Origin of the sequence: Prevotella sp. 885, assembly GCF_002265625.1 — a bacterium.
Taxonomy (GTDB): Bacteria; Bacteroidota; Bacteroidia; order Bacteroidales; family Bacteroidaceae; genus Prevotella.
The window spans coordinates 15,464-28,980 of record NZ_NOVE01000006.1 but is presented as its reverse complement, the minus strand read 5'-3'; the positions used below and the strand labels follow the sequence as shown (position 1 = coordinate 28,980).

Below are 13,517 nucleotides of genomic sequence, written 5' to 3'. Positions count from 1 at the left end.
TTTTCTTAAAATGTATGTTTTATGCAAAGTTACTACTTTTTGTCTAACCTCTTCTTTTAACAAACCATAAATTTTCGCCTATTATACGCCCGAAATTGAATGTTTTTTGTTATTTTGCAAGCTAATCATTAACCAAACCAATTTATTAAAATGAGCAATTTGCATTTTCTGAAAGTTAAAGTGGTCCGAATAGATGAAGACCGTCATAAGTTTATTGTTGAACATGAAGGCAAGATTTATCAGGTGTCGCAGTTGGCGTTCCAGCGACAACAACCCAAGCCTGATTTTATTGACTGCATTTATTATCAAACCGACAACGGGGGCATCTATATGTCGCAGAACATCCAGCGTCTTATGCAGGAGCGGTATAAGATAGGTGACGAAGTGGAATTTCAGATTAAGTATATAAAGGACGATAAGTTTGTGCTTGAGGACAATTATGGCTTTACGGCGCTGATGAACTGGATTCCTACCATCAATTCTGCTTTAACGCCACGCGTCAAGTGTCAGATACTTAATATCTTACAGAAAAACATGGAGGTGCGTTTTATCTCCACTCTGGGTGCTGCTGCGTCCGAGTTTTCGCTTAAGGATGCAGACATCGCATCCATTATTGGCGACTGCGTCTGGAACACTCCGGCTTTACGCACTCTTGTCCTCAGCGATTCTGACATCGAGACGTTCAGCACGGCGTTCGGCTCCTTCCTTCAGCACGTCGTAACGTCCACGCCTAAGGAGGAACTTCCCGAAGTGCTTTCTGACATCCGCCGCCGGTCTCTTGCCGCCCTTGCTTCGCCTGCCTTCCTTCCTAAGTGCACAATTGTGGAGCGCAGCCTACTGGAGCAACGCTTCACGGAGATAATAGAGCAGACTGGCTATTGCGTTCAGGCTATGGAGAAGGTAGATAGTGGCGAGGCTGTCGGCTATGTGGAAGATGTCCTCAAGACCCTCTCTGAGTCGGCTTTCATCTATCATCCCCGCAAGCATTTCGGCATCATCCTCGGCATCTTCATGTTTGACGCTTCCGTCATGCAGCGGACCATATCGCTCATCCTTTCCTCTCTCCGTTCGCAGCCCGATTCGTTGTGGCGCCGTCCGCCCTTCCAGCGTCAGCTACTTAAGATACTCGACCTCTATGTCTCGCGCCTCTATCCTGAGAACGACAAGCTCCAGACCGACTCTGCCGCTCGCGAGACCATGATAAGCACGCTTGCCATAGAGCTGATGCTGGCGAAGAACCTTACATCTCCCTATATCGACCTTCCCCTCAATCTCTCCACGCTTTATCGCCTCGTATCGCTCATGAACGTCAGCGAACCCGAGAAGACGCTCAATAAGGCTTTCCTTTCTCTCTTTACGGATGCCGACATCGACTTTTCCCTGCCTTTCGATTGTGACGACGCTTTCATTATGGCCAATATGCTTTGCTCGCAGATTGACGACAATAGCGTGGAAGACTTCGACGGGGCTGAGTTCCGTTCCGGCAAGACCCGCCTTCTTGTCAATCATTCGTCCATTACCCTCATGCCATCCACTCCTCCTATGATGGGCAGTCGTTACAGCGCATTACCCTCTGAACTCAAGTTGTGGCACGGACTCGGGGTGGAGCTTGACGAGAAGATTCCGTCCGACCTTCGCAACTGCACATACAAGACCATCGGACAGTATAAGAAGTTGTGGGAGTATCTTTACACAGCTGTTTTCTCAGCACAGTCTTCTCTCATACAGTCTAAGATTAATAGTCTCGACATCGACGACCAGACACATGTCATCATCTTCAGACGCATCCCCGGCACGTTGGTTTTCGAGTGTAAGATTGTCAACGACGAGGTGGAGGGCACAGGCACGCTGGACATCCGCACAGACTGCTCACCTTATTATCCCGGCGACATCGGCGTCTCCACGTTCGAGAAAGACGGCAAGCCGCTCATCCTCGACGTATACGTCAAGGCCATCAATCCTGACGGCACTTACGTCTTCGGCATGTCCGAATACATAACGGAGTTTATGGAGCAGTATCGTGAGGAACATCTCGGTTACGATTCTGTCCTTACCTGCATCGTCAATAAGGGTGCGGCTGGCGCCAAGTGTGTGCCAGCCATCAGCTATGAGGGACTGTCGGTTTCGGTATCGCCCAGCCCCGACATCACCATGGACGACCTCTATAAGGGAGCCGTCGTAGAGGTGGACTGCCTTGCCAAGGGCACCAACGGCTTCATCGCCTCCACCTTCAACGGCTATTCCGACCTTCGCCACATCTCCGTGGCTGAGGCTTTCCATCGTCTTATGGTCAATTTTGCCGGAGGCGAGGTTTATGACATCGTGACGGGCAGCTCTGCCGCTGAGGAGGAAGTGCGCACCATGGACAAGCGTAGCGTCCGAGAGCTGATGTTCATAATTGACGCCAAGGCCACTATCGAGAACGACAGCGTACGTGCCTACAATTATCTCTCTTACTGCCGTCTCATCGCCAAGCTCCTTGCCGATGACGAGCGAATCAATTATTACGCCAGCCGTCTGCGCCTCCTCGAACTCCTCAACGAGTTTGCCGTCTCTGACTCCATCAGCCTTGAGGCCATACATCGTCAGGAGGAGAACGATGCCGCATTCATATATCATAACGCCACCCTGCGCCACGACTTCGAGCAGCTCCAAATTATCGGCTGCATCAATAAAGACGACTATTATGACTATCTCTACGGTAAGTCGCTCAACAACGAGAATCCGCAGCTGCAGCAGCTTGCCTCCCTCGTCATGGCGCACAATACCGTGAAGAAGGCTGGGCTGCTCACTCAGGCGGGCGACATCCTTGACAAGATCAGGTCCCTGCTCAAACTCGACAAGAACCATTCAAATAAGAAGAATTACGGTTCGGAGGACTTCCATACGGAGTTCAAGACTTCCATCATTTATCCTGAGTCGTCCATGCGCGTGGACATCAAGGCGCAGCGCCTCAAGATTATGCAGGAGATTTGTGCCTTCCTGAATGCGGAAGGCGGCACATTATATATAGGTGTGTCTGACATCGGCTACGAGATGGGCATCGACGAGGATCTCAAGCATCCGCTCTTCTCACGATCTCGCGACAAGTATAAGGTCTACGTAGACAACTGCGTGGCACAAGACCTCGGTCAGCAGGCTGCCCATTACGTCCACACCAACTTTGACAATACCATCAAGGGGGACGTTCTCATCATCCGCATCGAGCCATGTCCCACGCCCATCATGGTGGATGGCAATTACTATGAGCGTATGGGCACCTCGGCACGTTGCGTCAACGACACCTATCGTGAGAGCTTCCTCTCGCAGCGTAGGGCATGGGCGGCGCAGCATCAGCCGCAGACCGATCTGCCGGTAGAGGAGGCGTCTCCGGCTCCCATAGCCGAGAAGCAAACGCCAGCCGACTCTTCCTCTTACGATGAGGCAGGGGAGTGGACGGTCCAGACGTCACGCTCACGCAACAACATCCTGCATGAGTATGACGATTACGACAATTACCTACCCGTTTCGGCTGTCATCAGCATCATGGCGGACGGCAACTATAAGGTGCTGGACGAGGACGACTATCAGCCGGCGCTCCTCAAGATTGCCGTACACGAGGAGGAGGAAGACCGTTGGCTGGTAATGGTCTACGACACGGGTCGTGTATGTCGCATCCCCGTCTCGCAGCTTCTCAAGCGTGACCGCGACCGCATCTTCAAGCGCAGCTCTGCCGCCGAGGTGGTCTATGCCTCCATCGGTGGTCAGGACGATATGCTCTGCCTTGGTCTCACCGACAGCAAGGGAGTGCGTTACGTCCGCTTTGACGATCTCTCCGCCTTCAGCCAGGGAGGAATGCAGGACGACGGCGACTGTCCCGTCGATTGTTCCTTCGACAGCCTCTTCTTCGCCGAGATAGTTCCTGCCGCTGCTGCCCAGGACATACGCCCGACATCCCGAAAGTCCATCGGCATCAACCTCCGTTCCGCCGACGCACACCGCTGCCTCGAAGCCATACCTGGCGTAAAAGCAGAGAATCTGGAGTGATATTGTGTACGAAAATATTGTAATACTTTAAATAAATCACTATTGTTTGACCAATTCAAGGCATCTACCAAGAGAAGACATGGCTGGAGCTTTCTTTGTTGTGATCTCCTAAGTTGTTGTCCTTTAGCCTTTTAGATGAATTTTGATTGGGAGTCAGATGTATCAAGCGTTTCAGTTTCAGTTGTTTCAGTTGTTTTTTAAAGGGTATCACTTTTCCTTTCTTTATATATAATATATTGATTATTAATTAGTTATAAGTGTATAAAAGAGTGTTTCGGACATAACTGACCCTTAAAAAACGAACTGAAACTGAAACAACTGAAACACCTTACGCTTTTCCCCTCAGTTTACCTTCCTTCTCCAAGGCCTGTGGCGACGCCGCTCGCCACCTTGCATGCACTTTTACAGTGTCAAAGCGGCGCTATTGCAAGGCAATAGTTGAGGTTTTAGGAGGTAAAAGCGGCACTATGACACCATAAAAGCGCCACTTTGACAGCACGTTTGTTTACGAACTGGGGTGCGAGTAGTTACTTATAATAAAAGATTACGGATTTCCCTGATTAGTCTGATGCTAACGCCATTTTGCGCATAAAATCAGAATAATCAGAAAAATCCGTAATCCTATAAATCGTCTGCTTAATCCGCTATCTGTGGGACACCTTTCTTAGAACAAACTGCGGAACGATGTTGGAATTGGCGTAGAAAACTCCATCCGTTCCTTTGTGATGGGATGCACGAAGCACAGCACGTAGGCGTGGAGGCAGAGACGGTGCAGAGGATCGTCGCCGTTGCCATATTTCGTGTCGCCGCAGACAGGATGTCCCATGTCTGCTGAGTGAACACGAATCTGGTTCTTACGACCCGTCTCCAGCTTATATTCCACCAGCGAGTGCTCAGTAGTCCTTGCCAGCACATGGAAGTGCGTCACAGCCAGCTTGCCGCCATTGTCAGTCGGCGACGAGTAAGTGACGTATGCCTTGTTGTCCTTCAGCCAGTTACGGACGGTGCCGTTGTCGTCCTCCATCTCGCCGCTCACTACAGCCACGTAGCGGCGGTCATACACCGTTCCGTGCCAGTCGTGCTCCAGAATCTGCTCCGTGTCGATGTCCTTGGCGTAGATCATCAGACCACTTGTGTCGCGGTCGAGGCGGTGCACTACGTGCGCACGGCAACGCTGACGGGTCTTCAGGAAATAGTCGTCCAGCACCGACTTCACGTTCAGCGACGAGTGACCTGCCGCCATTGAGAGAATGCCGATGTTCTTTTCCACCACCACTATCCATCTGTCCTCATACACAATCTTCACGTAGCGACTCTTAAAGGCGCTGTTGTTCTTGTGTCGTGCCACCTGAATGCGGTCGCCCTTACGCAGCGGCGCGTCAAACTGCGTCACCACCTTACCGTTCACCTTAATGCCGCGTCCTTGCAGCGTCGCCTTTATCTTGTTGCGGCTCTCCTTGGCGTGAGAGAGCAGATACTGAAGGAGAGCGTCCGGGGTCTGTTCGCTTACCACATACTCCGTGCAGTCTCCTCCACGGCTACTGTAATAGTTTTGCTTATTTGGCTGTTTCATCTTTCTTTTTCCTTTTTTCAGTCACAAAGTTACTGATATTTTCGCTAATACACTAAAAACAACGTAATTTTGCAACCATGAAAACATTATTAGCCACTATCATCCTCGCAGGACTTCTCTCCTGCCAGTCCTCTAAGCCCGGGTTCCGTAGCGTCTCCGTGGACGATTTCCAGCATCTCATCGCCGACACCTCCGTCATACGCCTCGACGTACGCACAGCCAAGGAGTTTGACGAGGGACACATACCCAACGCCGTCAACATCGATGTCCTACAACCCGACTTCCTTCAGAAAGCCCTCTCTTCTTTACCACGCAAACGCACCATAGCCGTTAATTGCAGAAGCGGAAAACGAAGCAAGAAGGCTGCTGAATTAATCGCAAAGAAAGGATACAAAGTTGTAGAACTCGATGCAGGGTTTAACGGGTGGATAGAAGAAGGAAAGGAAGTGACAAAAGAGTAGAAAATGAAGAAAGCTATTCTTGGGAATGGAAGGAAGTGGCAGCTACATGCTGTCATTAGATACCTTGTCCTCACGATACGCAACTGTCGTCTGCTGGTATTTATGGCTTTGCTTCTTGGTATATTAGAGGTGATTGTCAGTCTGTTACAAGTATGGACTGTAAAAAGAGTCATCGATTCGGCATCCATAAATACAGGCGAATCCATCATTCGTTCAATCGGTATTCTTACATTGTTAATAGTATTAGGCTTCGCTTTGACGGCCTTCAGCACCTGGGTAGGCAATATTGAAGGAACACGTGCAAAGAACAATATGCGGCAACGTATATTGCATAAACTGTTATTAAGTAAGGATAGTGGCAAACTTCATTCCGGTGATATCGTCAACCGTATAGAGATCGATGTGTCTACTATCTTAAATTTTGTAGGCTACAAGATTCCAGAGTCAGCATCAGGATTGATAATGTTTGCTGCCGCAATGGTTTGTCTGTATCATTTAGACCACTATCTGCCTATCTTGGTCTTTGGGGTAATTGTCATCTCTTTGGCTATTAGTAGAATATATATCAAGAAGATGCACAAACTTATAAAAGACGTACGTGAATCAGAGGGCAATATTCAAGCAGTCATTCAGGACAGTATCCAGAATAGATCTCTCCTCAAGGTGCTTGAAGCAACCCAAACTATAGCAGAACGCTTTTCTTTCGTCCAGTCTAACTTGTTTGGTAATATGAAGAAATCCACGTCGTTTTCTATACGTGCGAGTGCTATAGTAAGCGCAGGAGAATCATTTGTCTATATTCTAACCTTCCTATGGGCTGCATTGCGAATGTCTGCTGGCACACTTACTTTTGGTGGAATGACAGCCTTTCTGCAATTAATTAATAAGGTGTATCGCCCTCTACGGAATTTGTATGGTATATTACCTTCTTTCGTCGGAGCCGTAACCTCCGCAGAACGTCTTATGGAAATGGAGAATTGGGATAAGGAACTCAATGACAATCCGATTAAAATGGATGGACCATGCGGTATTATGTTAGATAATGTATCGTTCCGTTATGACGATTCTTCGGAAGACGTAATTAGCAATCTTTCGTTTGATTTCCATCCTGGAACATCAACCGCCTTGATCGGGAAAACGGGTACGGGAAAAACGACGATACTTAGACTGTTAGTGGCACTTGCTGTCCCGCAGAAGGGACATGTGAGAGTGTATAACGAAAAGGAAAGTTCCGAGACATCGTTATCCATGCGTTGTAATTTTATTTATGTTCCACAAGGCAATACACTTATGCATGGTACAATAAGGGATAATCTGCTATTAGGCAATCCATCAGCAACTGACGAAGAAATATACGAAATGCTGCATGTTTGCTGTGCAGACTTTGTACGCTCCATTCCTAACGGGCTTGATACACTATGTCATGAAAATGGAGGAGGACTTTCGGAAGGTCAGGCACAACGCATAGCTATAGCACGTGGTTTGTTGCATGGCGGAGAAATTCTTATTCTTGATGAGGTAACATCCGCTCTTGACGAAGAAACGACAAAAGAGTTACTTGACAATCTCTATGAGAATTATGCTGACCGCACGCTAATCTTTGCAACGCATGATCCACTGGTAATAGAAAGATGTCAGAGAAGCTGTTCTCTTTAGATATAACTTTTTAAAATAAAAAGGTGTGGCAGAAATATTGAAAAAGGATAATCCCTGTTTCTTTACTTCTGCCACACCTTCTTTATTATCTTTTCATAATATTACTGGTGCTGTTCTCTAAGCAAGTCGTTAACTGTCTTAACGGGATTGAAAGTTCCGATGGGCACTTCCACGAAGATGGTGTTCCAGTTGCTCATGGCACCATTCCAGAGACCGGGAAGTTCGAGCGCCTTCAGCTCCTTGCCGTTCTTGCTCTTCGAGCTGATGAAGCCCGTGTTCTTGTCGACGAAGTCGGGGAGCTGGTAGTGGTTGCCGTCCTTGTCCTTTGTGGCGCAAACGAGGTCAACGGGATTGAAGTGAGTGCCGTTCTTGAACATCTCCATATACTCAGCGTTGTTCTTGTCTATCTGGCTTGACTCGAGGATCTGCGGGCTGACTGTGCCGTCCTGATTGTAGCAAAGGAACGGGCCGCCACCCGGTTCGCCCACGTTCTTAACGACGCCGCAGACACGGATAGGACGAGAGAACTTGGTGCGGAGATAGTCGGCAAGCTGCTCACGAGAGAGGCTCTTGACGTCGTGCTTGCGGCAGCAGAGTCTGCCTTCGAGGAAGCTGACCATCTCTTCGAGCTGAGCGTCCGTGTAAGCGCCGCTCTCGAGGAGGCGGAGATAAGCGAACACCTGCTTCTGCGTGTCGACGAGGATGCCGGCGATGAGTTTCTTATAGAGAACCGTCTCGTCCTTGATTCTGTCAGGAACCACGTTGTCGATGTTCTTCACGAACACAACGTCAGCGTCAATTTCGTTAAGGTTCTGTATGAGCGCTCCGTGACCACCCGGACGGAAGAGTAACGAACCGTCCTCATTGCGGAACGGCGTGTTGTCAGGATTGGCAGCGATGGTGTCCGTGCTAGGCTTCTGCTCAGAGAAGCTGACATTATACTTGATGCCGAACTTCTGCTCATAGTAAGCAATCTTCTCAGCCACCTTCTTCTTGAACAGTTCCAGATGGTCGTGAGAGACGGTGAAATGGATGTTGGCATTGCCGTTGGTGCTGGCATAGAGAGCAGCCTCTACGAGATGCTCCTCCATAGGAGTGCGCGGTCCGTCCTCATACTGATGGAAGAGGAGGAGGCCCTTGGGCTGCTGACCGTAATTGAGGCCCTTAGCCTCGAGGAGGTTAGCCACGACAGCCTTATAGTTGCCAGCCTTGGTAAGGTCGCATACGCAACCGCCGTCGTTCTTCTTGCACTCGGCACAAAGAGCCTTCTTAAAGGCGAATTTCTTTATATTGTCGAAGAAAGTCTTCTCAAAGTCGGTGGTGGGTAAGTCGTATGGAGCGCTGAGGAAAGCGAAGAGATCCTTGAACATTCTGCTGGCAGCACCGCTTGCCGGCACGAACTTTACGACGCTGTGGTCAGAAGAGAGATAGTCGGTCCAGTCTGCCACGTACTTCTTTACTTCCTCCTCTGTGGGCTTGAAGATGCCGTTGCCGATGGCGGCAGCAGCCTCAATCTTAAGGAACGGGAAACCCTGCTTGAAGTTCTGGAGCTGGTGCTCCACCATCTCCTCAGAGATGCCTCTTGCGGAAATCTGGTTTAAATCTTGTTTGGATAACATAATATTTGATTTTATGGTTACATAAATTGTCTAATAACCCTACAAATGTAAAGACTTTTTCGTGAAATAAGAAATGTTATACGGAATTTTTGTACCTTTGTCTTGCAAATTAATTATTAAAGGTGTGAATTATGGAAGAAAAGTTCGAATTTACATTGGAGGAACGTCGTGAGCTGGGAGAGATAACCCAGCGCCTCAAGGCTCTCGTCGGCGACGAGATAAGTGAGGAGGACGAAGCGAAGGTGCGTAAGCAACTGGAGGAAGAGATTGACGGCAATAAGATAAGAAGAGACGTTTTCGGGCAAAATCCTATACTTCTCAGTTTTCAGACTGCCGAGCTGGAGGTGAATGAAATTGGCATGAAGCGCGACTGCGTGCTTGCCATACTCCTATATAACAGCGTGATCTGCGGCTATATGACCGTGGAGGATGCGGAGAAGATGTTCGGCAAGAGCGTGGCGCAGATCATCCACGGCTTGGTGCGCATTCATGAGCTTTACACCACAAGACCTGTCATAGAGAGTGAGAACTTCCGCAGTCTGCTGCTGTCGTTCGCGGAGGACATGCGCGTGGTGCTGATAATGATTGCGGACCGCGTGAACCTTATGCGACAGATTCGCGACACGCAGAACACGGAGGCGAAGACCCGCGCGGCAGAGGAGGCCAGCTATCTGTATGCCCCGTTAGCACATAAGCTGGGACTGTATAAGCTGAAGAGCGAGTTGGAGGACTTGAGTCTGAAGTATCTGGAGCATGACGCCTACTACATGATCAAGGAAAACCTCAACGCAACAAAGCGGTCACGCGACGCATATATAGAGAAGTTCATAGCTCCGCTGGGCGAGAAGTTGGCGGGCATGGGCATAAAGTGCCACATAAAGGGACGTACGAAGAGCATCCACTCGATATGGCAGAAGATGAAGAAGCAGAAGTGCGGATTTAACGGCATTTACGACCTCTTTGCCATCCGTATCATCATTGACTCGCCGCTGAGCGAAGAGAAAATGCAATGCTGGCAGGCTTACTCGCTCATCACGGACATGTATCAGCCTAACCCGAAGCGACTGAGAGACTGGCTTTCGGTGCCGAAGTCGAACGGCTACGAGAGCTTGCACATCACGGTGCTTGGACCCGAGAACAAGTGGGTGGAGGTGCAGATAAGGACGGAGCGCATGGACGAGATAGCCGAGAAGGGCTTGGCTGCGCACTGGAGATATAAGGGCATCAAGAGCGAATCGGGACTGGACGACTGGCTGAAGAACATCAGAGCTGCGCTGGAGAACAACGACAACCTGCAACTTATGGACCAGTTCAAGATGGACCTTTACGAGGATGAGGTGTTCGTGTTTACGCCGAAGGGCGACTTGCTGAAGTTTCCGAAGGGTGCCACCATTCTCGACTTCGCCTACCACATCCATTCTGGTGTGGGCAACAAGTGTGTGGGCGGCAAGATAAACGGCAAGAATGTGCCCATACGTGAGGTGCTCCATTCGGGAGATACGGTGGAGATACTGACGCAGAGTAACCAGACGCCGAAAGCGGACTGGACAAACATCGTGAAGACAGGACGTGCAAGGGCGAAGATACGCCAGTCGCTGAAGGAGCTTCAGATAAAGGACGGTCTGTACGCCAAGGAAATTCTTGAACGTAAGTTCAGAAACCGCAAGGTGGAGATGGAAGACAGCGTGATGTCGCACCTTGTGAAGCGTCTGGGCTTTAAGGAGATGTCTGACTTCTACCGTCAGATTGTGGACGAGAAGCTGGACGCCAACGACATCGTGGACAAATACATAGAGGAGCGCGATCATGAGGCTAACCTCAAGTATGCTGGCGTTGTGCGTAGCGCGGAAGGATTCAGCCTCGGAGGGCAGAACGCAGAGGGAAGCGGTTTTCGTTCTTCGGACGATGAGCTGGTGATTGGTCAGAATCTGAAGGGGGTGGACTTCTCACTCGCTAAGTGCTGCAATCCCATATACGGCGACCCAATCTTCGGCTTCGTGACGGTTTCGGGTGGCATTAAGGTGCATTGCCAGAACTGCCCCAATGCTCCGGAGATGCGCAAGCGCTTCGGCTATCGCATCGTGAAGGCCCGTTGGAGCGGTAAGGGACAATCGAAGTATCAGATTTCGCTTCGCATTGTGGGCAACGATGATATCGGCATCGTGAACAACATCACCAACATCATATCGAAGGAGGAGAAGATTGTGATGAGGTCGATAAACATCGACAGCCACGACGGACTGTTCAGCGGCAACCTTGACGTGCTCATCGACGATACGCTGAAGTTGGAGGCGTTGTTGAAGAAGCTGCGCACGGTAAGAGGCGTGAAGTCGGTGGAAAGACTGTACTGATGTCTCCAAGGTCAAATAATAAATATCAAACAAAGCAGGTGTTCGGCATGTAATTTGCTCTGAGGATTATAAAAAATAATAGGAGGATACGAATTATGGCATTTATTGATTATTACAAGATTCTCGGTGTGGACAAGAACATCCCTCAGGACGAAGTGAGGGAAGCTTACCGCAAACGCGCCAAGCAATTCCATCCCGACCTGCATCCTAACGACCCGAAGGCAAAGGCTAAATTCCAGGCTCTGAACGAGGCTTATGACGTAATTTCCGATCCGGAGAAGCGTAAGAAATATGACCAGTATGGTGAGAAATGGCGTGAGGCTGGTGCCTTCGAACAGGGAGGTCCGGGTGGAGGCAGCTACTACTACTCTGGTGGCGGTGACGGTTCGCCTTTCAGCGGCTTCGACTTCTCTGGCTTCAGCGGAGAGGGCGGCGGCTTCTCAAGCTTCTTCGAACAGCTGTTCGGAGGTGCAGGAAAGGGATCACGCAGTCGTGGCACTCGCAGTCGCAGCGCAAGGACTAATGCGGGCGAGATGAACGCCAACGTAAACATCGACCTTTACACGGCGTTGCTCGGCGGCGAGGTAATCCTGCAACTCACGGGTGGTCAGAAGATTAAGCTGAAGGTAAAGCCGGAAACGCAGAACGGTACGAAGGTAAGGCTGCGTGGCAAGGGCTATGACCGTGGCGACGGTACGATGGGTGACCTCATCATTACGTATAACGTTATGCTGCCGACGAATCTTAGCGAGAGACAGAAACAGCTGCTGAACGAAATGAGAAATGCTTAAAAGCATAGACATAAAAAAAGCGCTCTTTGAAGAAAAGAGCGCTTTTTTTGTGTCTATGTGTATAAAGAATGAATGTCGTACGTGTTATACGAGGTATTGTGAGCTGATGCTCTCGTTGCTGATAACTCGACGGATGGTCTCGGCGAACATATCGGCTACAGAAAGCTGCTTAACCTTTGCACAGCGGTTAGAGTAGGGGATAGAGTCTGTGAAGACAATCTCCTCGAGGGCAGAATTCTGTACTCTCTCTGAAGCGGGACCTGACATTACGCAATGTGAGGCACATGCACGTACGCTGAGAGCGCCGGCTTCCTTCATTACGTCGGCAGCCTTAGTGATGGTTCCGGCTGTGTCTACCATGTCGTCAACTATGATGACGTTCTTGCCTCTTACGTCGCCGATAATCTGAATGCTCTCTACGACGTTGGCACGAGCGCGGGTCTTGTTGCAAAGAACGAGCGGACAGCCGAGGTACTTGGCAAAGGTGCTGGCACGCTTAGAGCCGCCTACGTCAGGAGAAGCGATGACGATGTCCTTGAGGTGCAGGCTCTGGAGATATGGGAGGATGACGCCCGATGCATAGAGGTGGTCAACTGGAACGTCGAAGAAGCCCTGAATCTGGTCTGCATGGAGGTCCATGGTGATAAGGCGGTCGATGCCAGCTGCCATAAGGAGGTCAGCTACGAGCTTTGCGCCGATGCTCACTCTCGGCTTGTCCTTGCGGTCCTGACGAGCCCAACCGAAGTAAGGGATAACGGCATTGATGTGACGTGCAGAAGCGCGCTTTGCAGCGTCAATCATCAACAACAGCTCCATCAAGTTGTCTGAATTGGGGAATGTGCTCTGAACGAGGAATACGTCGCGACCACGGATTGACTCCTCATACGAGACTGCGAACTCGCCATCAGAGAACTTGGTTACTACCAAATTGCCTAACGGACAACCCAGGCTTGCGCAGATTTTCTCTGCAAGGTATCTCGTGCTTGTACCTGAGAATACCAAAAAAGAGTTCTGTTCACTCATTGCTTTTTGTTGTTATG

8 protein-coding genes are annotated in these 13,517 nt (G+C 49.8%); 5 read left to right on the top strand and 3 right to left on the bottom strand.

Annotation, left to right across the window (positions count from 1 at the left end; translation table 11 throughout):
- Positions 1 to 150: 150 nt before the first annotated feature.
- Complete coding sequence (locus tag CHL74_RS03675) at positions 151 to 4,026, top strand: AlbA family DNA-binding domain-containing protein (protein WP_094879817.1); 3,876 nt, start codon at positions 151 to 153, stop codon at positions 4,024 to 4,026.
- Positions 4,027 to 4,690: 664 nt separating this feature from the next.
- Here CHL74_RS03675 and CHL74_RS03670 read toward each other — a convergent pair.
- On the bottom strand, positions 4,691 to 5,599 hold the full coding sequence (locus CHL74_RS03670) for an RluA family pseudouridine synthase (RefSeq protein WP_094879816.1): 909 nt from the start codon (positions 5,597 to 5,599) through the stop codon (positions 4,691 to 4,693).
- A 77-nt stretch (positions 5,600 to 5,676) separates the two neighbouring features.
- Here CHL74_RS03670 and CHL74_RS03665 point away from each other — a divergent pair, with 77 nt between their 5' ends.
- The gene (locus CHL74_RS03665; RefSeq protein WP_094879815.1) at positions 5,677 to 6,060 is read left to right on the top strand and encodes a rhodanese-like domain-containing protein; all 384 of its coding nucleotides are present in this window, start codon (positions 5,677 to 5,679) and stop codon (positions 6,058 to 6,060) included.
- 3 nt (positions 6,061 to 6,063) lie between these two features.
- On the top strand, positions 6,064 to 7,716 hold the full coding sequence (locus CHL74_RS03660) for an ABC transporter ATP-binding protein (RefSeq protein ID WP_094879814.1): 1,653 nt from the start codon (positions 6,064 to 6,066) through the stop codon (positions 7,714 to 7,716).
- A gap of 101 nt (positions 7,717 to 7,817) precedes the next feature.
- On the opposite strand, the gene CHL74_RS03655 is transcribed toward CHL74_RS03660, so the two are convergent.
- Positions 7,818 to 9,335, bottom strand: coding sequence for a DUF4301 family protein (locus CHL74_RS03655; RefSeq protein ID WP_176452160.1), 1,518 nt, complete (start codon positions 9,333 to 9,335; stop codon positions 7,818 to 7,820).
- 131 nt (positions 9,336 to 9,466) lie between these two features.
- Here CHL74_RS03655 and CHL74_RS03650 point away from each other — a divergent pair, with 131 nt between their 5' ends.
- Entirely contained in the window at positions 9,467 to 11,686 is a 2,220-nt protein-coding gene (locus CHL74_RS03650) for a RelA/SpoT family protein (protein ID WP_094879812.1), read from the top strand.
- Positions 11,687 to 11,781: 95 nt separating this feature from the next.
- The gene (locus tag CHL74_RS03645) at positions 11,782 to 12,477 is read left to right on the top strand and encodes a DnaJ domain-containing protein (protein WP_094879811.1); all 696 of its coding nucleotides are present in this window, start codon (positions 11,782 to 11,784) and stop codon (positions 12,475 to 12,477) included.
- 84 nt (positions 12,478 to 12,561) lie between these two features.
- Here CHL74_RS03645 and CHL74_RS03640 read toward each other — a convergent pair whose 3' ends face one another.
- Positions 12,562 to 13,500, bottom strand: coding sequence for a ribose-phosphate pyrophosphokinase (locus CHL74_RS03640; protein WP_094879810.1), 939 nt, complete (start codon positions 13,498 to 13,500; stop codon positions 12,562 to 12,564).
- Positions 13,501 to 13,517: the final 17 nt, after the last annotated feature.